General features: G+C 67.2%; 29 protein-coding genes and 2 riboswitches. Of the genes, 17 read left to right on the top strand and 12 right to left on the bottom strand.

What is annotated here, in order from left to right; translation table 11 throughout:
- The first annotated feature begins 79 nt into the window (after positions 1 to 79).
- The 9 genes from DEJ08_RS04290 (at position 80) to DEJ08_RS04325 (ending at position 5,757) form a co-directional block, all read left to right on the top strand.
- A complete protein-coding gene (locus DEJ08_RS04290) occupies positions 80 to 511 on the top strand; it encodes a hypothetical protein (protein WP_111054557.1) in 432 nt (143 codons plus the stop codon).
- Complete coding sequence (locus tag DEJ08_RS04295) at positions 504 to 1,061, top strand: hypothetical protein (RefSeq protein WP_111054556.1); 558 nt, start codon at positions 504 to 506, stop codon at positions 1,059 to 1,061. Before DEJ08_RS04290 ends, DEJ08_RS04295 begins: the two co-directional genes overlap by 8 nt.
- Positions 1,062 to 1,124: 63 nt before the next feature.
- Positions 1,125 to 1,535, top strand: a complete 411-nt coding sequence (locus DEJ08_RS18950; RefSeq protein ID WP_146248492.1) for an excisionase family DNA-binding protein — start codon at positions 1,125 to 1,127, stop codon at positions 1,533 to 1,535.
- The gene (locus DEJ08_RS04300) at positions 1,532 to 2,065 is read left to right on the top strand and encodes a hypothetical protein (RefSeq protein WP_111054554.1); all 534 of its coding nucleotides are present in this window, start codon (positions 1,532 to 1,534) and stop codon (positions 2,063 to 2,065) included. Before DEJ08_RS18950 ends, DEJ08_RS04300 begins: the two co-directional genes overlap by 4 nt.
- A 288-nt stretch (positions 2,066 to 2,353) precedes the next feature.
- Entirely contained in the window at positions 2,354 to 2,803 is a 450-nt protein-coding gene (locus DEJ08_RS04305) for a hypothetical protein (RefSeq protein ID WP_146248491.1), read from the top strand.
- Between the two features lie 167 nt (positions 2,804 to 2,970).
- Complete coding sequence (locus DEJ08_RS04310; protein WP_111054552.1) at positions 2,971 to 3,831, top strand: hypothetical protein; 861 nt, start codon at positions 2,971 to 2,973, stop codon at positions 3,829 to 3,831.
- Positions 3,832 to 3,918: 87 nt separating this feature from the next.
- A complete protein-coding gene (locus tag DEJ08_RS04315) occupies positions 3,919 to 4,482 on the top strand; it encodes an Rv1352/Rv1906c domain-containing protein (protein WP_146248490.1) in 564 nt (187 codons plus the stop codon).
- A gap of 278 nt (positions 4,483 to 4,760) precedes the next feature.
- On the top strand, positions 4,761 to 5,267 hold the full coding sequence (locus DEJ08_RS04320; RefSeq protein WP_111054550.1) for a hypothetical protein: 507 nt from the start codon (positions 4,761 to 4,763) through the stop codon (positions 5,265 to 5,267).
- A gap of 7 nt (positions 5,268 to 5,274) precedes the next feature.
- A complete protein-coding gene (locus tag DEJ08_RS04325) occupies positions 5,275 to 5,757 on the top strand; it encodes a hypothetical protein (protein WP_111054549.1) in 483 nt (160 codons plus the stop codon).
- Between the two features lie 66 nt (positions 5,758 to 5,823).
- Here DEJ08_RS04325 and DEJ08_RS04330 read toward each other — a convergent pair whose 3' ends face one another.
- On the bottom strand, positions 5,824 to 6,123 hold the full coding sequence (locus DEJ08_RS04330; RefSeq protein WP_146248489.1) for a hypothetical protein: 300 nt from the start codon (positions 6,121 to 6,123) through the stop codon (positions 5,824 to 5,826).
- A 76-nt stretch (positions 6,124 to 6,199) separates the two neighbouring features.
- Between DEJ08_RS04330 and DEJ08_RS04335 the strand changes: the two genes are divergently transcribed.
- The gene (locus DEJ08_RS04335; protein WP_146248488.1) at positions 6,200 to 6,640 is read left to right on the top strand and encodes a hypothetical protein; all 441 of its coding nucleotides are present in this window, start codon (positions 6,200 to 6,202) and stop codon (positions 6,638 to 6,640) included.
- 135 nt (positions 6,641 to 6,775) lie between these two features.
- Here the strand turns inward: DEJ08_RS04335 and DEJ08_RS04340 are convergent, their stop codons facing one another.
- A complete protein-coding gene (locus tag DEJ08_RS04340) occupies positions 6,776 to 6,937 on the bottom strand; it encodes a hypothetical protein (RefSeq protein ID WP_181438990.1) in 162 nt (53 codons plus the stop codon).
- A 345-nt stretch (positions 6,938 to 7,282) separates the two neighbouring features.
- Here DEJ08_RS04340 and DEJ08_RS04345 point away from each other — a divergent pair, with 345 nt between their 5' ends.
- Together DEJ08_RS04345 and DEJ08_RS04350 are read left to right on the top strand one after the other, a co-directional pair.
- Positions 7,283 to 7,927 carry a type II toxin-antitoxin system antitoxin SocA domain-containing protein gene (locus tag DEJ08_RS04345; RefSeq protein WP_111054546.1) on the top strand — a complete coding sequence of 215 codons (645 nt, stop codon included), beginning with the start codon at positions 7,283 to 7,285 and terminating at the stop codon, positions 7,925 to 7,927.
- 19 nt (positions 7,928 to 7,946) lie between these two features.
- A complete protein-coding gene (locus tag DEJ08_RS04350; protein WP_181438989.1) occupies positions 7,947 to 8,309 on the top strand; it encodes a type II toxin-antitoxin system PemK/MazF family toxin in 363 nt (120 codons plus the stop codon).
- 21 nt (positions 8,310 to 8,330) lie between these two features.
- Here the strand turns inward: DEJ08_RS04350 and DEJ08_RS04355 are convergent, their stop codons facing one another.
- Positions 8,331 to 8,552 carry a hypothetical protein gene (locus DEJ08_RS04355; RefSeq protein ID WP_258367074.1) on the bottom strand — a complete coding sequence of 74 codons (222 nt, stop codon included), beginning with the start codon at positions 8,550 to 8,552 and terminating at the stop codon, positions 8,331 to 8,333.
- A gap of 627 nt (positions 8,553 to 9,179) precedes the next feature.
- On the opposite strand from DEJ08_RS04355, the gene DEJ08_RS04360 reads away from it, so the two are divergent.
- Positions 9,180 to 9,569 carry a DUF2510 domain-containing protein gene (locus tag DEJ08_RS04360; protein WP_111054542.1) on the top strand — a complete coding sequence of 130 codons (390 nt, stop codon included), beginning with the start codon at positions 9,180 to 9,182 and terminating at the stop codon, positions 9,567 to 9,569.
- A gap of 164 nt (positions 9,570 to 9,733) precedes the next feature.
- Here DEJ08_RS04360 and DEJ08_RS04365 read toward each other — a convergent pair whose 3' ends face one another.
- Positions 9,734 to 10,021, bottom strand: coding sequence for a hypothetical protein (locus DEJ08_RS04365; protein WP_017887091.1), 288 nt, complete (start codon positions 10,019 to 10,021; stop codon positions 9,734 to 9,736).
- A gap of 272 nt (positions 10,022 to 10,293) precedes the next feature.
- On the bottom strand, positions 10,294 to 10,905 hold the full coding sequence (locus DEJ08_RS04370; RefSeq protein ID WP_111054541.1) for an HD domain-containing protein: 612 nt from the start codon (positions 10,903 to 10,905) through the stop codon (positions 10,294 to 10,296).
- A 139-nt stretch (positions 10,906 to 11,044) separates the two neighbouring features.
- Here DEJ08_RS04370 and DEJ08_RS04375 point away from each other — a divergent pair, with 139 nt between their 5' ends.
- The gene (locus DEJ08_RS04375; RefSeq protein WP_111054540.1) at positions 11,045 to 11,854 is read left to right on the top strand and encodes a hypothetical protein; all 810 of its coding nucleotides are present in this window, start codon (positions 11,045 to 11,047) and stop codon (positions 11,852 to 11,854) included.
- A complete protein-coding gene (locus DEJ08_RS04380; protein ID WP_111054539.1) occupies positions 11,851 to 13,752 on the top strand; it encodes an amidase family protein in 1,902 nt (633 codons plus the stop codon). Before DEJ08_RS04375 ends, DEJ08_RS04380 begins: the two co-directional genes overlap by 4 nt.
- 82 nt (positions 13,753 to 13,834) lie before the next feature.
- On the opposite strand, the gene DEJ08_RS04385 is transcribed toward DEJ08_RS04380, so the two are convergent.
- Complete coding sequence (locus tag DEJ08_RS04385; RefSeq protein WP_111054538.1) at positions 13,835 to 14,611, bottom strand: isocitrate lyase/PEP mutase family protein; 777 nt, start codon at positions 14,609 to 14,611, stop codon at positions 13,835 to 13,837.
- 112 nt (positions 14,612 to 14,723) lie between these two features.
- On the opposite strand from DEJ08_RS04385, the gene DEJ08_RS04390 reads away from it, so the two are divergent.
- Positions 14,724 to 15,911 carry a MalY/PatB family protein gene (locus DEJ08_RS04390; RefSeq protein ID WP_245164561.1) on the top strand — a complete coding sequence of 396 codons (1,188 nt, stop codon included), beginning with the start codon at positions 14,724 to 14,726 and terminating at the stop codon, positions 15,909 to 15,911.
- A gap of 105 nt (positions 15,912 to 16,016) precedes the next feature.
- Here DEJ08_RS04390 and DEJ08_RS04395 read toward each other — a convergent pair whose 3' ends face one another.
- Positions 16,017 to 16,202 carry a hypothetical protein gene (locus DEJ08_RS04395; protein ID WP_017887087.1) on the bottom strand — a complete coding sequence of 62 codons (186 nt, stop codon included), beginning with the start codon at positions 16,200 to 16,202 and terminating at the stop codon, positions 16,017 to 16,019.
- A 63-nt stretch (positions 16,203 to 16,265) separates the two neighbouring features.
- On the bottom strand, positions 16,266 to 16,754 hold the full coding sequence (locus DEJ08_RS04400; RefSeq protein ID WP_111054537.1) for a GNAT family N-acetyltransferase: 489 nt from the start codon (positions 16,752 to 16,754) through the stop codon (positions 16,266 to 16,268).
- 68 nt (positions 16,755 to 16,822) lie between these two features.
- Between DEJ08_RS04400 and DEJ08_RS04405 the strand changes: the two genes are divergently transcribed.
- Entirely contained in the window at positions 16,823 to 17,707 is an 885-nt protein-coding gene (locus tag DEJ08_RS04405; protein WP_111054536.1) for a LysR substrate-binding domain-containing protein, read from the top strand.
- Positions 17,708 to 17,753: 46 nt separating this feature from the next.
- On the opposite strand, the gene DEJ08_RS04410 is transcribed toward DEJ08_RS04405, so the two are convergent.
- The 4 genes from DEJ08_RS04410 to DEJ08_RS04425 are packed head-to-tail and all read right to left on the bottom strand — an operon-like array spanning position 17,754 to position 19,653.
- Entirely contained in the window at positions 17,754 to 18,008 is a 255-nt protein-coding gene (locus tag DEJ08_RS04410; protein WP_017887084.1) for a hypothetical protein, read from the bottom strand.
- Positions 18,005 to 18,487 (bottom strand): FBP domain-containing protein, encoded by a 483-nt coding sequence (locus tag DEJ08_RS04415; protein WP_027464546.1) that lies wholly within the window; start codon positions 18,485 to 18,487, stop codon positions 18,005 to 18,007. Before DEJ08_RS04415 ends, DEJ08_RS04410 begins: the two co-directional genes overlap by 4 nt.
- Before the next feature lie 40 nt (positions 18,488 to 18,527).
- Complete coding sequence (locus tag DEJ08_RS04420) at positions 18,528 to 19,265, bottom strand: M56 family metallopeptidase (protein ID WP_071404179.1); 738 nt, start codon at positions 19,263 to 19,265, stop codon at positions 18,528 to 18,530.
- Between the two features lie 13 nt (positions 19,266 to 19,278).
- Positions 19,279 to 19,653, bottom strand: a complete 375-nt coding sequence (locus tag DEJ08_RS04425; protein ID WP_110864431.1) for a BlaI/MecI/CopY family transcriptional regulator — start codon at positions 19,651 to 19,653, stop codon at positions 19,279 to 19,281.
- Between the two features lie 96 nt (positions 19,654 to 19,749).
- Positions 19,750 to 19,921: riboswitch (glycine riboswitch) on the top strand.
- Positions 19,922 to 20,023: riboswitch (glycine riboswitch) on the top strand. It abuts the riboswitch before it with no gap.
- Positions 20,024 to 20,037: the final 14 nt, after the last annotated feature.

Raw genomic sequence — 20,037 nt, forward strand, 5'->3', positions numbered from 1 at the left:
CCGTCCTCGAGCACGACCCCACGTGCCCGCGACTCAATCACCCAGCCTTCGGGCTGCACCACGACCGTTAGGACGAACCGTGACCAACGACAGCAACCGCTGGGTCGACATCTACCTCAGTGAACTTGAAGCGGCGGGCAACCGGGCACTCGCCGGTCAGCTCTACGAAGACAAGGATGGCAACCCCAGCAGCGTCGCCGGCATGGGATCCATCGGCCTCGCAGCGTTCACCCTTGCCACCGAGCTCGCCGCTACGTCGGACAACCCACCTGAGCTCAGCGCGATCGTGTCCAAGCACAAATGGCACGTCGACCGCACGCTCGGTCCCGACGCATGGCCCGACGTCCTCTTCGGCGTCACCCTCCACCTCACCGTCCTGTACCTCGAGCCCGCATACAAGATCACAGACGCGAGCGACTTCGACATGCGGTCCGCCGCTCGTGCCTGGTGGGGGACGCTAACTGGGGGCACCGAAGGCGACGAAGAGTCAGTACCGTCACACCATGACTGACCCGTTCCCCTGGGCCTCCGTAGTCAGCGGAGGCATCGGAGCCGGAGCCGCCATCGCTGGCGCGCTCATCAATCAGCTCGCGACGAGCTTCCGTGAGGGCAAGAACGCGAAAACCCGCCGTGCCCACGAACTCGAAGATGAACTGCGCGACCGAGGCATGATCGCAGCGGAGAAAGCTCTTGAGAGCACGCTGGAACTGCTCGACACATGGCATGCCGAGACCCCGGATGACGAGGGACGATTCAAGGACCTCCACGAGACGATCCTTCGACGCATCAGCACCCGCGCCGCCATCATCTCCGACCAGCGGGTCCGCCACGGTGTCTACCACGGCATCTCCGGCATCGAAGGCGTCTCAGCCCGCTACGCAATCGGAGACATCGACAAGGACTCGCCAGCGCAAGAGTGCCGCTGGATCGCCGGCCACATACGCGATGTTCTCGGCGCGTATCTACGGGAACACAACGAGAGCATCGACAATCACTACGCCCGGTTGACGGAGTACCGTGATCGTGCCGTATCCGCAATGAAAGAAACCGCACAAGCTTAATTCCCGACCATCGAGGACCCGCACCTGCTCAGGTGCGGGTCCTTTCTGTTGCAAAGGGGAACCTTGCGAAGAGTAAAGCAAGCCTCAGAACTACTGACCGGTGTAGACGGCCCTGTAGTTCTCCTGAGTGCAAGAGCATGCGCCTGGCTCCTGCGATACGCAGAACTAGACCGTTACCACCTCGACCACCGAGGCGAAGACGCCGAGATTGACCAATCCCTCATCGCTCTGAAAACCGCCGCGCTCATCTGGAGATATACCGCCACCGGAACCAAGAATGCGGCAAGACCGGAACTAGCGGCAGACTCTGAATGGCTCAGCACGAAACAAGCAGCTGATGCCCTCGCGATGACAGACCGAGCGATACGCAAGGCCATCCGTGAGAAGCGCCTTCAAGCGAACACCGTTGGCCGCGCCTACCGAATCAACCGCGAACAACTCGCGCACTTCAAAGTACGAAAGGGAACACCGTGAGCTTTGACGCACTCAACGCCCAGATCGAGGGTCTGCGCGAGCAGGCCACCCAGCTTCAGCGGAGCACCAACCAGGAAAGGAAGAACATCGCTGCGGACACCGCACTGTCCGAGGAGGGCAAGCGACAGCAGGCGGAGGCAGCTACTGCCTATGCCCGCACTCAGGTCGCTGTGTTGCGGAATAAGGAAACGCAGCTCGTGAAGGACAGTATCCGCACGCTCGAGACGCAGCTCGACGCGAAGGTCGGATCCGGAGCCACGGACATGATTGCCTTCCGTGATGCTCAGGAGCGGGCTGATCGAGTTGAGGACAAGGAAGGAGCGTCTCGCCTGATGAGCCTAGCTCTACGAAGCAACGATCACACGCTTGCCCACGCGCTCTTTCGAAAGGCCATCGACCAGCGCTGGGGTGGCGTAGTCGACGGTTTCGCCGCCGAACGACCAGACTCCGCGACGGCAGCGAAGGAGATCCAGATCCTCGACGATTACCTGAAGAATACCTGGCAGCGCAACATGGCCTACATGGTCTGAGCTTGCGCGCAATCACCGCCAGTGCCTCTGCGCAACTAGACAGAGCGCACTGGCGGTAGGGCGGTTCCCCTGCACTGTGATGCTTGGCCCTCCGGGGCTAGGCGGCTTTCACACACAGATGATCCGCCACGTCTCAAAGCCTCAGGGTGGGGGACTGCCCCCTCAGCGCCACCTGGAAGCCCTCCGGGGATAGGTAACATCTGTCCCCAAGAATTTTTCCACTGAAGCTTCTCGATGCCGAACTATGCCCTTCGGGTGCGAGTGCAGCCGTGTTGCTACGTTGTGGTCGTGGATCCAACAATCGTCGTGGCCATCATCGCTGCACTGGGACTCGTCATCGCGAACATCGTGCAGTCAGCCCTCAGCCGGGCGGCTGCTAAGTCCGACCTCGAGCAGGACATCGAACTTCTCAAGATGTTGCCCGCTGAGTCCAAGTCGAAGACTGACCTTCTAGCCGACATCGATCGGCGTGTCCTGCTCCGATTCGAGAAGCAGCAACATTCTCGGTACTGGTTTGGGATCGTTCTTAGCCTCGTGCTTGGTGGAGCCGGATTGTGGTTCGGCTACTACTTCGTGATCACCTCGGAATGGTGGCGCTGGGTATTTCTTGCGATTGCGCTGTTCCTCGTGGTTTTTGGTATCAGCGGATTGGCTGTGTATGCGCCGAAGCGGGAGCGCGGGACTAACGGAATTGAGATCAAACGTGCCTCCAATGACAAGAGTCAGGAATCCGAATAAGGAAGAGCGGCTACTAGCCTCGATGTAGCTAATTCTGCGATAGAATTACCACGTAAGTAAGGCTGCCGGAAACCACCCGGGCGTGAACGAGATGAGAAGTCTCGGCGCGCTCGGGTCCCCGGCGGGTTTCTTTTGTGCGCCTTGATTCTCCGGTTGGAGATGAAGGAATGGTCGAAAGGGTCACAAGCGTAACGCTGACGGCTCAGGTCGCTGGTTACGTGCAGGGGTTCGCGCAAGCGGAATCTGCAAATCGCAAGGTGTCAAAGTCCGCGGAGGACGCGAAGCAGAAGTTTGAGCAGCAGAACCAGGCGATGGAGCAGGTCGGCCGGGGACTAACTGCCTTTAGTGCGGTCGCTGTCGCTGCGGTGGGTATCGCGGTCGCGAAGTACACCGAGTTCGACAAGCAGATGTCGGCGGTGCAGGCGGCGACGCATGAGACCGCCGAGAACATGAACCTGCTGCAGCTCGCCGATCAGGTGTTCGCTTTGCCTTCGTCGAAGGACATCAAGATCCTGGCGGAAACGTCGGATGCGCAGAACAAGATCAACAACCTGATCACGTTGAACAATGGGCGCGTGGTTCGCATTTCGGTGCAGGCCACGAATGACAGTCCGGCCTCGTCGTGGACTGGTGGTGTGACGAAGGCTGACGGTGGCCTTGTCGATTACTACGCCGATGGTGGCATGCGTGAGAACCATATTGCGGAGATCGCGCCGGCTGGTGCGTGGCGTGTGTGGGCTGAACCGGAAACGGGCGGTGAGGCGTACATCCCGCTTGCGCCGTCGAAGCGTGCCCGGTCGTTGGCGGTGTGGGAAGAGACGGGGAAGCGGCTGCAGGCGTTCGCTGCGGGCGGGTTCAACATCCCGACCACGCAGCCAGCGGCTCCGTACTTCTCGATGCCGGTGCAGGCAGCGGGCTATGACGGTCCGCAGTCAGTCGCGTTCTCGTTCCCGTCCTCGGGTAGTCAGCAGAAGGACATGGACCAGGCGATGTTCATGTACCGCACGAAGATTCGAGGGGGCCGCTAGGCGAGACCAGAGCGGGGGCAGTCGCAACGATTGCCCCCGTTTCGGGGCCGCGGCGTCTGCCTTGGTCGACCTAGAGTCATGCTCACCATGGATCAGTCACGCTTGCAACGCATCCGCCGCTCACCCCGCCTGCCGGCGATCGCGGTCGGCATCGCGGGTCTGCTTCTCGCGGGCGGGCTCGCGGCAGGTTGGAGCAGCCAGTCAAGCAGCGCAAGCCGCGAACTCGAAGCGACCCAGGGCCGGCTGCAGGACGCCAACTCCTTGCTCGAGCGCTATCGGGACAACGAGCGGGCATCCATCGATGAACAGAACGCTGCCGCAGCGGAGCAGAAGAAGGCGCAAGACAAGCAGGACGAGCTGCAAGAGAAAATCGACGCAGTCGACGAGCAGCAGAAGACCCTCGACGCTCGGCAGCAGAAGGTTGAAGCGTCCGAAATGGTCGACGGGGTGCACCTGGTAGGAACTGACACCGCCCCGGGCGTCTACTCACTGACCGATTCGTCCGAGTGCTATTACGTATGGAAGACCGGCACCGGTTCGGACGCTGACATCGTGGACAACAACATCGTCAGCGGACCTGCGACTGTCACGTTGAAGGCGGGCGAGGTGTTTGAGACCAACGGTTGTGGTGCTTGGACCAAGGTCGGCTGATCGCGGATCCTCCGATTGCGGCGTTGACGGCAATAGCTCCGCAGCCCCCGCGTCGTGTCGGCCCAAGCGCTCTCGGCGCGGTTCAGCCAGTGCTGTAGTCCCGGGGTCCACTACGTCGCCGGCTGCCACTCGCGGACGGCGGCGTCCTATTCAGCTGGCGCGGCCAACCGGTGGACCAAGGACGGGAATGGAAGCCGGCTGCCCCAGACAGTCGCGCGGATTCATCAGTGCCCGTACGCTGCCGCTACCCACATCAGCCTTGAACGAGGAGAAGACTTATGACAGACCGAGACGACGCGGCGATACTCGACGATCGACTCGCGGACAGCAGCTCGAACTGGGAACACTCATGGTTGCGCCTTGAAGCGATCGAAGCTGGCGGATCCCCGAACCGGTGGCAGCATCTCATCAGCGCACTCGTTTGGGCCCTTGGCGGGAAGGACCTGGCGTACGTGCACTCGCGGGTGGAAGTGCTCGGCGACAGCGGTCTCATCGAGATCCACCTCTTCACCAGCACGACTTTGGTGCGGGTGAAGATCAGTCACGAACACCCCGACCCGGTCCCTGAGGTGGTCGCCCTCGACACGCTAGAAGCCATTCGGGTCGTGCGAGCTCCGTCGGTGTTCAGCGATGGCCGAGGGATGGTGTCCAAGCGGGCTCGGCTCGAGCTGACCTTTGCCCATGGCGACGTCGTCACGATTGACAACGAGCAGACCTACACCACCAACGCGGAACACCTGCTGGACTACTACCCAACCCTCCTGAAGCACCTCGCCAAGAGCTGAGACGCCGATGCAACTACACGAACTCCGAGCGCTGATCATTGACAGCTCGGCGAAGTCCTGGTCCGTCATCGATGACGGCCCCCTGTTCCGTGCTGACGTCGACGGCCGCGGACACTCACATCACGCCGTACTCAACGACGCCCTCGAAGTGGCACTCGAGTGGGGCCTCCGCGCCGACGACGACGATGACGCCGAAACCGACGACTACGACTGGGGCTCAATCGCGAATTTCAAGAACCCGACGATCGCGGAAGTTTGGGTCGATGTGCGGCTGAACGGGGAGCTAGTTCAACGGCTCATTCTTCTACGTGTAGACGGCGGGCGTGCGTACCTTCCCGTGCCAGAGAAGTTCGAAGGCAGGTGGATTACCCGAACGTGGGATCGCTCGGTCGCAGGTCTCGTGAGCGGCCTGCAGGGCATATGGGGTGCGCACGGGGACTGGAGCAGCTACTACCTACAGCAACTCCGCGCCGACCATGGCACCTACTGAGGGCCGACGACCCAGGCGCTCAGGCCCTTGCGGGCCGCCCGTTGGGCTCCTAGCCCGCAGCTCCCGTCAGGAATCTCGGGACCACGATCCGTACCAGGTGTAGCTGCGCCCGTTGGCCAACTCTACGACCGCGCGGTCATCGACCGACCTGATCTTGACGATCGGGGAACGCTGCACCAACTCGAGATCAGCGCCGGCATCGACCGCCTTCGCGAGCACGTCCCACGTGATCGGCAACCGCTGCTCCTCTTGGGCCAAATCGAGTTCATCCAGCCAGGCTGACAGTAGGCGAGCGGTTCTAGATGCTTTGATCGGGTTGGCTTCGAGACTGCTTGCCGCGATGAGTGCTGCTTGACGATTGTTCATGTCCGAAGCTAAGCATGCGGCAGACCGTTCGTCACGGGCCGTGACGGTTTCAGCCTGTTAGCCGATAGATGGGGGCGTGAAGAAGCGAAGAGAAGACCCCGTCGATGTTGGGGCGCTGACGATCATTGGCATGGCTGCGCTTCGAGGGGCTTGGGATGCATCGCCGCCTCTACTGCGAGATCTACACCAGTGCAGCGGGTTCTGCCGAAGCAACCCCTCAAGGTTTCACTGCCCTGAAACCTGTGACTACATCTTTGGGGTCGACCACCAGCAATCGGTCGACGCGGCGACGGACTTCGTCCGGACCAACCAGGGCCACCGATTCCCCGGCACTCTCCAAGCGACCCAAGTCAGTCCGATACTGATCCCCAGCTCAGCAACGGCAGAGCTGGCGCTCTCATTGCTAACCGATCCGATCGAACTGCACGGCACCAGCATCTTTAACAACGGGCGACACAGAGCTACGGCGCTCTTCGATGTCGGTGTGACAGGCATGGTCCCGGTCAAGTACGTCTAGCCAACCGACCCATCCGCGAGACCCCGTGGTGGTCCCAACATCATCGCCGCGTCATTCTTCGATGCGCACCCGGGCTCGATCCACTCGCGCGCAGTGCGAGGTGGGCTGCATTGTCGACGGAGACGTGGCCCTGGCTCAGCGCTCGGCTGCTTGGCCGAAGCCCCACTCGACGGGTGCGGCCCGCTCCGTGTACGCGCTGACGCGCGCCTCGACTTCGAGAGAGCGGTCGGGGAACGTCACCCAGGCGAAGACCGGATCGGGCTCTGCGAGGTCGTAGACGGGGCCTCCGTAGGCCACCTCGGGGAGGCCAAGCGCCGGTCCGAGTGACCACCTATCCCGCCGCCTACGGGCCATCACCGCGTCCGCTTGTCGAGTGCACGTCGAGTCACCTTGTCGCGCGACACCAGCACCTGCTGCAGCCGGCCCTCGGGGTAGCCCACCTGTGCTCGGACATGGTGCCACGATGCGGTTGACTCCTGACAAGCGAGCCCGACGTCGGGACAGATACCGCAGTGCTCGGTGGGTACGCGGCACTACCTACAGTGCAAGATGGACTTGGGTACACGCGCGATATAGACTTGTCAAGTAGGGGTCACGTGGTCACGAGTCCGTCGCCCTCGATACTTGAGGAAGCAAGGGGAGATGAGCACTCACAGCGAGGCAATTTGGGAGGGCGCTCCAGCTTCAGTGCTGGCCGTCCTTTCGACAGCTCGTCGCGTTGGTGCCACGATCACCCGGATCAAGCTAGCCAAATTGCTTTACCTAGCGGATCTTCGTGCTGTTCAGTCCGACACCGCAGCAGGTTCGGGTCTGACGTGGATTTGGTACCACTACGGTCCTTACGATCGCACACTCGACTCGGTCGAGCGGTCGCTTTCTGACGTCTCAGCGATCGAGGTTGAGACCGTCGTCAATTTCTACGGAAGCCCCGAGTATCGTCTCGCCATCAGAGACGCCCCGCAGTATCAGATCGATGCTCGCTTTGCGAGGATTGTTGAGGAAGTCGTCACTGAGTACGGACGGTTTTCGCCGACCACTTTGAAGGATTTGACCTATCAGACGCCGCCTATGCTTATTGCGCAGGCAAAGGGTCGCCGCAACGTCCGGCTGGACCTAAGTGCTCAACGGCCGCTGCCGAAGGTCGGCTCGACGCTGGCAAAATTCCGTGCCATCTCACAGCGGCTTCCTGAGCGGACCACTTCGCCTGAAGCCATGGATGAGCTGGTTGCCGACATTGAGGCGACGCGCGCAACGCGAGGCCGGGCGAACCAGGCTCTTCTAGACTGATCGCGTGGTAAATATACGAGTGGGGGGCATCTACCTCGTCAAGGAAGATGCGTTGACGTTGCCGCCCGAAGCGTCGCGTACGAAGCATGCAGAACGCCGTCCCTTCGTTGTGCTCTCAGGGGCAGGCACAAATAGTAGGATCGATTGGAAAACGGTTCTCGGTTGTCCTATATCTTCGTCGACTAGCTATCGGACTGAGTTCGACGTGAAGCTCGCGCAGGGGGAATTTGGCGCAACCAAGAAATGCTGGATACGCATTCCGGCTTTGCAGCCAATCCTCAAGACTGACCTCGAGGATCTAACCGGCACGCTTGACGCCGCTCGGCTTGAAGAAGCGCAGGCGAGGGTTCTTGAGTTCATGGGTCTTACAGACGAAGATTAAGCTCGTCTGTTTAGCCGGTGGTCATCGGTAGTGCGGCGACTCTTGTGGTAGCGATCGCAGCCACCGCAACCCTTCCTCCTGCATGATGATCGGCTTCCTACCTGCTTTGGTGGGGTAGGACGGGATCAGATCGCCGTTGTCGATCGCTTTGCGGATCGTGTCAACCGACAGGTCGACAGCGTTCGCAAAGTTGGGGATCGAGTAGGCGAGCCGATCGGTGCAGGATGGCTCGAGCTCGTGCATGTGTCCATGGTCCTCCGCGCCGAGTGATAGCGCCATAGTCAAATTTGACGTATCAGGCGCAGATCTGATGGATAACAAGCAGCCTCCCCGACGTCAAAGACACTCCCAACCCCTTAGGCGTGCACAGCGGCGATCGAGCGGTCACACGTAGGTTGCGCGGCATGGACGAGCAAGCGTTGACGGTCGCCGAGCTCGCAGCATGGCTGCGGATCTCCGAGTGGAAGGCGCGGGAACTGGGGAAGGATCCCCTGTTCCCGTCCTTCCGCAACGGCAACCAGCACCGCTTCTGGCCCTCCGAGGTCAAAGCCTGGACTCAGCAGCCACGGGATCCGTGGAAGCAGTCGCCGCAGTCACTTGGGCGTCGGCGCAAGAGGGACGGAGACGGGCCGTCGCAGCTTAGGCAGATGCGGTCCTAGTCCGCAGGAAGTGCGGCACCAGCCCGGCGTCGTGCCGCACTGGTGCCGCAATCGCCCCTGAAATGGCGTGCTCTCACGTGAAGCTGGCGAGTCCCAAAGCCCCGTCGTTCTGGGGATCTCTGCACTAGCTTGGACTCACGTGAACAGGGGCACTCGTTCCGCTTCAACAACTGATCTGCCGGGGTGGTTCGTCGTGCGCCAGGATGAGCGCATGACGAATGCACAGGCAGGGTGGTACGACGACGGCTCCGGCACCATGCGGTGGTGGGACGGTTCCGCGTGGACGGAGCAGGTGCAGCAGCAGGCCCCCGGGGCGTCCGGCGTCGGTGGAGTGATCGGCCGGATCCAGGCCGAGGCTGCTTCGGGTGGTCAGCCGCGTCCGGCACAGAACGGCATGAGCTACGTCGTGCTGCAGGTGGTGCTCAAGGAGAAGTTCTTCGGGACCGGTTCGGGCAACCTCACCGAGCTCGAGAAGGCGATCAACGCGCAGGCTGCGCTCGGGTACCGGCTGCACACGATCACGACGGCTTCCTCGGGGAGCACGGGTTTCGGCGGCGGCGACCGGGTGCAGGCCACGATGGTCTTCGAGCGCCTGAACTGAGTCGACGCCACGAACGGTGCGAGGTTCCGTGAACGGTGCGACGACCGCCGCCTCGCACGATTCACGGAACCTCGCACGAAGCCCGCAGTGACCCACGCTGCCCCGTGAACGACGAAGCGCCGCCGAGCGGACTCGGCGGCGCTTCGTGGTGGTGCTGGTGGGACCTAGGCCGCGAGGGCCATCTCGCCCGCCTGCACGGACTGTGCCTGCAGCAGGGTGCGGCTGGCCTCGCCCGCCCAGGAGCGGCCCGGGACGGTCCAGCCGGCCTCGCCGACGGCGTCGAGCCGGGTGCCCCGGGTGACGAAGGTCCCCAGGTCGTCGGCTGCGATGCGGACGAGGTACTCGCGCTGCGAGCGGTCGTCGCGCACCGGGAACTCGGCGATGCGGTCGGGGGTGATCGTCGGGGCCGCGAGTGCGGTCCCGAACACGGTGATTCGTTCGTTGCTGGTCATGGTGCTGTACTTCCTGGTCATTCGGCGCCAGGGCGACTCGGTGTCGGCGGACGTCTCAGTCCAGCGCGACGCATCGAGTGCGGGGCGCGCACGTCGAGTTTCAACGTGCAGCTCGTCCGTTCGGATCAAGCGGTGTCTCGAGTGGAATGCGACTCGGGTGAGTCGGTGTCGAGAGGTTGGTGTGCGCGAGTCAGATGGGTTCGCTGCAGTGCACCAACCAGAGACTATACGCCCACCCCGCCGAGAAGTCCAGTGAGCGACCGGACCGAGCGTCAGGACGCCAGGAAGGCTGCCCAGCGTTCCCCGCCTGCGATCACGTTGCCCGAGCCGTCGAGGCGAGCGGCCGCGGACGACGGCTTGCGCGAGGCCTGCTCGCGGATCAGCCCGTCGAACGACGCCGAGAAGTCCAGGCGGGGCAGCGCGGCCGTGACGTCCCGCAAGGCGTCCGACGACCACCTGTCGAAGCCCACGCCGGAGACGTCGAGCGAGGTCGCCACTTCGAGCAGGTGCCCCTCGGCGTCGAGCTCCGGGTCGACGGACCGCCACATGTGCCGTTCGATGATCTCCCCGACCCGACGGGCTCGCACGGCGTCCCACCCGGCACCGAGCGCGAACACCGAACCGACCGCGCCGCCGGCGTCCTCGAAGGGCACCGCCTGGGCGTCGAACGACGGGGTCACACCGAGGTCGTGCAGCATCGTCGCGACGAAGAGCAGCTCGGGGTCCGGTTCGAGGTCGACCGTCGGGGCGAGCAGGACGGCCCAGGCCCACGAGCGCAGGCAGTGGTGCACGAGGGCGGGTTCGGACCATGCCCGCACGACGTCCAGTGCGCGCGCAGCCACGGGGGAGGGCGGGGTGAGCAGGGCTTCGACATCGACCGACATGGCACGACAGTAGCGGCAGGGACGAGCCGTAACGGGGCGGAAACGTGCCGGGCCAGAACCGGAAACAGCGCCCCGTTAGCTTTCGGTTCACTGAGTACCCGCTCAGCACCCCTCCACCCCACCCGAAGGAACTGCGCCCATGCAGCACCGACCACGGCTGCGCCCACGCGCGACGATCGTCTCCTCGACGCTCGTCGCCGCCGGGGCGTTCGGCCTCGCCGTCCTGACGGCCGCTCCGGCCCAGGCAGCGCCCACCGCGACCACCGCCACCATCGACGCCCCGGCCACCGTGACCGTCGGCACGGCGTTCGACGTCGACCTGACGATCCCGGACACCGCCGACGTCTACGCGTACGAGATCACGCTCGAGGCCGACTCGGTGGAGTACCGGGACGACAGCGTCACCGGCCCGGACGGCGGCTTCGACACTGTCGAGCAGGACGGCGACGCCCTGACGATCGTGCACACCCGCCTCGGCACCTCGCCGGCACTCGACGGCGACCTGACCACCTCGATCTCGCTGACCCCGACCGCGGTCGGCAGCGTCGACCTCGACGTCACGGGCATCACCCTCGTCGGCTCCGACGGCACGTCGACGACCCTCGACGACCCGGCGAGCACCACCGTCGTGGTCGCCGCGGCCGCGACCACCGCCCCGACGGCCACACCGACACCGGGTGCGACCACGCAGCCCGGCGCCGGTGGCGGCACGGGTGGCCCCAGCGCCCCCGGTGACCCGACCGCCCCGGGCACCGACCCGACCAGCAGCGCCACCGCCGTGGCGGCAGCCGGCGGGGACGACCGTCCGACCGGAGGCGACCTCGCCTGGACCGGCGCCGACGTCGCGCCGTGGATCGCCGCGTCCAGCGCCCTGCTCGCAGCCGGCGGCACCCTGATCACCCTGCGGGCTCGTCGTGCCCGCCGCGACCGCACCGGAGCCTCCGCATGACCGCCACGAAGCAGGCCTCCCGCAAGCAGGCCGCCACGCAGCAGGCCGCCACGAAGCGGGCCGCCAGCAAGAAGCGCACCACCGTCGCCGGCGCATCGCTCATCGCCCTCGTCGGCACCGTCCTCGCCGCGACCCCCGCGATCACGGCCGCCGCAGCACCCGCAGCCGTCGACGCCAGCCCCGCCGCCATGCTCGCGCCGTACTACACGGACCTCGACCTGACCGGCGACGACCAGGTGACGAAGGCCGACCTCGCCCTGCTCACCGACCACCTCGGTGCGACGACCGCGAGCACCGACTGGGCGACGGTCAGCGCCGCCGACACCGACGCCGACGGCACCATCACGGTCGCGGACCTGGCCGGGTTGTCCCAGCGGATGATCTACGACGACGGCCCGTTCCAGCTCGTCGAGGCGTCGACGATCGACATGCAGGCCGCGATGAACGCCGGGGTCACCACGTCGGTCGCGATCACGCAGGACTACCTCGACCGCATCGCCGCGTACGACCGCACGACGGTCGACACCGCGTCGGCCGGGCGCCCGCTCAACTCGATCGTCACCACCAGCGCCGACGCCCTGGCCGCCGCGAAGACCGCGGACGCCGAGCGCGCCGAGCACGGGATGACGAGCATGCTGCTCGGCGTGCCGATCGCTGTGAAGGACAACTACGACACGAAGGACATGCCGACCACCGGTGGCTGCGGCTGCTGGGACGACAACCAGACCGACACCGACGCCGCCATGGTCACCGGCCTCCGCGACGCCGGCGCCGTGATCCTGGCGAAGGCCAGCCTCGACGAGTTCGCCTTCGGCTTCGTCTCCGAATTCTCGTCGAACCAGCCCGCCGGCTCGTCGCTCCTGGTCGCCAGCCCGTACAACACGGCGCAGACGGCCGGTGGCTCGAGCGGCGGCACCGGTGCGGCGATCTCCGCGAACCTCGCGGGGATCGGCTTCGGCACCGACACCGGCGGCTCGATCCGCGTGCCGTCGACGTACAACCAGCTCGTCGGCATCCGGCCCACGGTCGGACTGACCAGCCGTGACGGGATCATCCCGCTCGCCCTGTCGCAGGACACCGGCGGCCCGATCACGCGCTCGGTCACCGACGCGGCGGTCGCGCTCGACGCCGTCACCGGCGTGGACGCGGCGGACCCGGCGACGAGTGCGCAGGCCGGCAAGGTGCCGACGTCGTACACGTCGTCGCTCGACGCCGACTCACTGCAGGGCGCCCGCATCGGCTACGTGACGAGCATGGTCGGCACGAACGCCACGACGAAGCGCCTGTTCGACGCCGCCGTCGCGAAGCTCGAGGCCGCCGGTGCCACCGTCGTCCCGATCACCGCGACGACGGCCTTCAACCGGGTCCTGTCCGAGGGCAGCGGCAGCACGAACGAGTTCAAGCACGACCTGGACGAGTACGTCGCGAAGCACCTCGACCCCGACGTCACCGCACGTTCCCTGCAGGGCGTCCTGGCCTCGGGTGAGTACGTGCCGAGCCGCAAGAGCACCTACCAGTCGCGCGACCTGATCACCGACACGCAGTACCAGGCGTGGGCCGGACCGACGGGGTCGCACACGACACAGCTCGCCACCGGCAAGCAGCTCGTGACGCAGATGCTCGACGACCAGGACCTCGACGCGCTCGTCTACCCGTCGGGCACGCCGTACGGCACGCAGTCGACGAACATGCGCCTCAGCCCGAACACCGGCATGCCGGCGATCACCGTCCCGATGGGCCAGGCGACCGCTGCCGACAACACCATCACCGGTGCCGGCGTGAACCTGGAGTTCCTCGGCCGCTCCTTCGACGAGAGCACGGTCATCGGCCTCGGCTACGCCTTCGAGCAGGTGACGCACGCGCGCACCACGCCCGCGCTGTACCCGGCGCTCGGCTGAGCTGAGCGGGTCGCGATCGCGACCATGTGATGGACGGGAGGCCCGGTGCCAGCTGGCACCGGGCCTCCCGTCTGCACTGGGCTCAGTTCAGGGTCGGGGTGTCCTCCGGCACGACGCCGTCGGCGTACAGGTCGGTCGCCAGGTCGCGGAGCGCGCGCAGCGCGACCCGCTGCGTGAGGGGACCGTAGGAGATGCGGGCGACGCCGAGCGCCTCGTACTCGGCGGCGGGCAGGGCGCCGGGCAGGCCGATGACCGAGAGCTTGCCGCGGCCCAGACCGGCGACGAGCCGCTCGACCACCGAACGCTCGATCGCGCCGGGCACGAAGACCAGGGCGGCGCCGTTGTCCAGGAACGCCTTGCCGCGGGCGATCGCGTCCTCGATGCTCTCGTCGATCGGGCGCTCGCCGCCGCGCACGATCGCGTCGGTGCGCGCGTTCAGCTGGAAGTCGACGCCCTCGGCCTCTGCCGCTGCGGTGATCGCGGCGACGCGGGCGACCGCCTCGTCGAAGGGACGCAGCCGGTCCTCGACGTTGGCGCCCACGACGCCCGAGCCGATGGCGCGGCGGATCGTCTCGGCGGGGTCCTCGTAGCCGTCGTCCAGGTCGGCGGTGACCGGCAGGTCCGTGGCGGCGGCGACGATCGCCGCCCCGGACAGGGCGAGGTCGAGGGGCATGCCGCCGTCCTCGTAGCCGTACGACGCGGCGATCGAGTGCCCGGCGGTGGCGATCGCCTTCGTGCCGGGCAGGTCGCTGACGACCTTGGCGGTGATCGCGTCCCACACGTTCACGACGCGCAGGATCTCGGGGGCTTCGTGCAGCTGCTTGAGGGTGACGGCCTTGTCGGCGGTGCTCGTGCTCATGCTGCCGACAGTAGGCCGACGGGACGGCCCCCGGCCGCGAGCCCAGCCGAAGACGACGTGGGATGACGTCGGGAGTCGCGCCGGGCCTCCTGGCAGGGGCATGCTGGGACGCATGGCGAGCGACGAGCAGGACCCGGTCGGCACGCTCCGCGGGGTCCGGACGAGCATCAAGTGGACGCGGTACGCGCCCGACGTGCTGCCCCTGTTCGTCGCCGAGATGGACCACGACGTCGCGCCGGCGATCCGGCAGGCCCTGATCGAGCGGGTCTCGCAGTCCGACCTCGGGTACCTCGACGGCCCCGGGCCGCTCGCTCCCGCGTTCGCGCAGTTCGCGCTGGACCGCTGGGGCTGGGAGATCGACCCGTCGCGGATCCACCTGGCCACCGACGTCAGCGTCGGGATCGTCGAGTCGCTGCGGCTCGCGCTGCCCGACGGCGGCCGGGTCGCGATCACGCCGCCGGTGTACCCGCCGTTCTTCGAGCTCGTCGAAGAGGCTCGATGTCAGGTCGAGGAGGTCCCGCTGCTCGAGCAGTGGGGGCAGTACCGGCTCGACCTCGAGGGCCTCGAGCGGGCGTTCGCCGGCGGGGTCGGCGTCTTCCTGCTCTGCAACCCGCACAACCCGGTCGGGCTCGTGCACGACCGGGCCGACCTCGTCGCGATCGCCGAACTCGCTGCGAAGTACGACGTCCTCGTCATCAGCGACGAGATCCACGCGCCCCTGACCCACCCCGGCGTGCAGTTCACCCCGTTCGCCGCCGTCGCCGAGCCGCTCGGTGCCCGCAGCGTGTGCGTGACCTCGGCGAGCAAGGGCTGGAACCTCGCCGGTGTGAAGTGCTCGGTCATCGTCGCCGGCGATCCCCGGACCGCCGCGCTCCTCGACACCCTGTGGGAGGAGGTCGCCTGCCGCACGAGCATCCTCGGGCTGCACGCGAACCTGGCGGCATTCACCCTGGCGACGGACTGGCTCGACGACGTCGTGGCGCGCATCGTGGCGAACGACCGGCTGCTCGCCAAGCTGCTCGCCGAGCACCTGCCCGGGGTCGTCTACACGCGGCCGCGCGCCGGGTACCTGGCGTGGCTCGACTTCCGCGGCATCGGCCTCGGCGACGACCCCGCGGTGCCGCTGCGTGAGAACGCGTACGTCGCGCTCAACTCCGGGCTGGGGTTCGGGTCCGAGGGGCGCGGGTTCGTCCGGCTCAACCTGGCGTGCTCACCGGAGACCCTGCGCGAGGCCGTGTTCCGGATCGCCTCGGCGTACCCGTCGAGCGCGCAGGAAGGGCTGGTCTGGCACGTCGCTTGACCTGCTCAACGGCGTCGTTTGCCGGCTACGCAGCATCGAGTGAGCACAAGACGTCGGGTCGGCTGCACGCACTCGATGTCTTCTGCACACTCGAGCCCGCTGCGGTCAGGCCACGTACTGGTTGCGGCCGACGACGCGGATGCGCAGGTCGTCGTCACGGTCCATCGCGAGGAGCTCGCGGGCCACGAACCCGACGGACGGCCACCGGGACACCTCGGTCACCATGAAGCCGTCGATGAAGACCTGCCACGCGCCGGCCTCGCGGACCGCCTGCACCTCGTACGTCGCCATGCCGCGGAGCGTACCGGGACGGGCCGTCGTCAGTGCAGTTCGAACGGCGGTGCAGGTCCAACGTCAGTGCAGGTCGAGTGTCATGTGCACGTCGGCCCGCACGTACGGGCTCGGGGTGATCTCGTCCTCGCGCAGGTGCCGGAACCCGAACGCCTCGTACAGGTGCACGGCGCTGGCCAGTTGCGCGTTGCTCTCCAGGTCGATGCGGCGGGCGCCGAGCTCGCGTGCCCGGTCGAGCGCCGCGGTGATGAGCTTCCGCCCGGTGCCGTGCCCCTGGTGGTCGGGGGAGACCGCCATCTTCACGAGCTCGAACACGCCGGGGGTGGTGGGCACGACCCCGATGCACCCGATGGCCTGGTCGTCGAGCCGGGCGACCAGGACGGCCCCGCCCCGCTCCACGACGCGGCCGACGGGATCGGAGAGGAACACGCGGTCCTCGTCCTCGAGGGTGAAGTACCGGGTGATCCACGCCTCGTTGAGCGTGCGGAACGCCTCGGCGTCCGCGGGGGTGGCGAGGTCGGCGATGGTGACGGTGGAGGTCGCTTCGGGCATGCATCAATCCTCGACCGATGATGCAGTCACGTCCAATACTCGTTCGAGCTGATCGATAGCCTGTGTGCATGGATCGAGAACCGGACGTCGACCTCCGGCAGCTGCGGGCGTTCCTCGCCGTCGCCGACGAGCTGCACTTCGGCCGCGCGGCCGAGCAGCTGCGGATCGCGCAGCCCGCACTGTCCCAGCAGATCCGGCGGACCGAACGCGCGCTCGGCGTCGACCTGTTCGTCCGGACCAGCCGCAGCGTCGCCCTGACCGCCGCCGGCCGGGTGCTGCAGGGCCGTGCGCGGTCGCTGCTCGGGCAGGTGCGACGGGACCTCGACGAGACGGTGCGGGTCGGGCGCGGCGAAGTCGGTCGGCTCGACGTCGGGTTCGTCGTCTCCGCGCTGCCTCTCGGCCCGATCGAACGCGTGCAGGCGTTCCGGGAGCGCTACCCCCTGGTCCGGGTGGAACTCACCGAGGGGTACTCGTCGACCCTGCTCGCCCGCATCGTCCGCGGCGAACTCGACCTCGCCGTCGTCCGCGATGCCGACCCGGACCCCGCCGTGCGGCTGTTGCCGTTCCGGTCCGAGGCGTTCGTCGCCGCTGTCCCGCGCGGGCACCGGTTGGCGGATCGGGATCGCATCCGCGGCACCGAGCTGGTCGACGAGCCGTTCGTGTTCTTCCCGGCGGTCGCGGGGGCTCTGGCGACCGAGCGCAACCTCGCGCCGGTCACCGCCGGTGGCCGGCTGCCCGTCATCGTGCAGGAGGCCACGACCTGGGCGACCGTGCTGCACCTGGTCGGGGTGGGCCTCGGTGTCACGGTGGTGCCGGAGAGTGCCGCGCGCGCCGCACCCGACACGGTGGCGCTCCTGCCGCTCGAGGGCAGCGACCACCGCAGCGAGCTCGCCTGGGCGATGCGCGCCGACGACGACCGCGAGATCCTGCGCAACTTCGTCGCCGCGGACTGACCGAGCGGGCCGGGTGCGCGAGCGGACGCCGGTCGGGCGTCCTCGCTCAGCCGAGCGACAGCACGGGCGCCCGGTGGTCACCGAGTTCGTCGATGCGCCACGGCCGAGCCCCGCGCAGTGTCAAGCCGAGCTGGACGAGCACGAACCCGACGTGCGGCTCGACGTCGGGGTCCCACGGCCCCTCGACGCCCAGACCGAACGCGCCGAGTTCGTCGTCGGCCTCGTCCCGCAGCGTCAGCCGCCACCGTCCGTCGCCGAGTTCCTCGACCACGGCCCAGCGGGCGGTGCCGAACCGGCTCACGCCGTCTTGGTGATGTCCGCGGTGAAGTTCTGCACGCGCTGCAGCAGGGAGGCACCACGCATCGCGATGGTCGCGGGCGGGTTCAGGTGCGGGGGCGCGGTGCGGATGAGCATCGGGCACCCGAGGTCTTCGCAGATGTAGGTGCCGATCGTGTTGCCGTTGCGCCCGGACTCGCCGGCACGCGCTGCGGAGAACAGCCGGACCTGGGTCGCGGGCTGCGGCGAGTGGCAGAACGAGCACATCGCGGCGATGCCGGGGCGCAGCGAGCCACCGGCGGACCGGACGACGATGCCCACGGGGCGCTCGTCGATCCAGGACACGATGTACCCGCGGCGGGCGGCCTGCGGGTCGCGCCAGCCCAGGAACTCGCGTTCGTCCCAGAGTGTCTCGTGCAGGCCCGGGATGGGCAGCTGTGCGAGTTCGTCGGGGGTGGCGTTCACGAACGACGATCGGATGTCGGCTTCGGTCAGTGGCTTCACGGTCCGATCACCATATGCCTCGCCCCCGACACATGGTGCGTCACGACAGCCTGGAGGCGCGGATCGCGCCGAGCGCGCTGCTCCCGTCCGCCACCAGCACCGCCCGGCGCAGGGCGTCGCGTCCGACGCGACGGGCCGCCGCGTCGTCCGCGGCGAACTCCACGAGCACACGCGTCGACCGCGCCATGGCGCGCGCACCGGGCACCCACGGGACCGCACGTTCGATCGATTCCGCGACCGCGACCGCAGCCGCGTGGTGCTGGGTCAGGTGGGCGCGTTCGTGGGCGACCACGGCCTCCAGTTCGTCGGTGCGCAACCGGTCTGCCAAGCCGGTGCTGACGAGGACACCACCGCTCCGACCCGGCACGGCGCACGCCAGTGCATGGTCGGCCTCGACGACGGCGACGGGGGTGCCGTCGATCTCGCGGTGCGGGGCGACGCCGGAACGCATCGCCTGCCGGACGGCCTCGTGTTCCGGGCCGGGGCGCACCCGGACCGCGACGACGAACGCGACGACCGCGAGGAGCGCGACGCCGACGTTGAAGCCGTGCGTGGGGGAGCCGTCCCCGCCGAACAGCTCGGTGACCGGACGGTCGGCGAGCACCACGAGGGTGATGCCGGCCACGAAGCCGACGACGCCGAGCAGGACCGCGACCGACCAGCAGACCAGCGCGGTGCGGGGCAGGTCGATCGTCCAGGCGGAGCGGGTCAGGACCCGGGGCGCGAACACCACCACCGCGAGTGCGAGGACGATGAGCGCGATGCCGGCGACGACCACGGTGCGCAGCCGGTCAGGAGCGGGCGCGGGCGTCGAGGGCGCGGCGCAGGGCCTCGAGGTCGTCCGAGGCGAGCGAGCCGGTGAACTGCAGCAGTGCGGCCTCGCGGTCGGACGACGCGGCCAGTGCGCTCGACATCAGCGACGCGGTCTGCTCGTCACGACTGTGCACGGCGCGGAACGTCAGGGGAGCGTCGTCGTGCTGCTCCCGTTCCACCTGGCCCTTGCGGCCGAGGCGGTCGAGCACGGTGAGGACGGTCGTCAGCGCGGGGCGGGGCTCCGGGAACGCGTCGAGCACCTGGCGTGCGGTGCGCCCGGAGTCGGCGGAGCGGAGGGCGTCGAGCACCGCCTGCTCCAGCTGCCCGCGGGGGCGCGATCGTTGTCCGGCCATCCCCGCATTCTACGAGATGTCGAAGGCTCGCTCGCGACACACGCTCGAAACGCGGCCTCGGTATGCTCGTCGCGGACAACTGAACACACCGGCCGTTCATCCGTCGCGGGAGACGCCGTGCACGTACCTCTGGGTACGTCGTGCCTCTGGGTACGTCGTGCCTCTGGGTACGTCGTGCCTCTGGGTACGTCGTGCCCTCGGGCGCACGCACGGCACCGAAGGAGCAATCCCCCCGTCAATCTCTCAGGTCCCACACCGCAGCGGACAGGCCACTCTGAAAAGCAGACGCTCGGTCGTCTCGCCCACGGTGAAAGCCGCCGGACCTCACGGGCCGCGGTGAAACTCTCAGGCCCATGACAGAGGGGGAGTTCCACCCGGCGATCG

Origin of the sequence: Curtobacterium sp. MCLR17_054 (genome assembly GCF_003234335.2) — a bacterium.
GTDB classification, from domain to species: Bacteria; Actinomycetota; Actinomycetes; order Actinomycetales; family Microbacteriaceae; genus Curtobacterium; species Curtobacterium flaccumfaciens.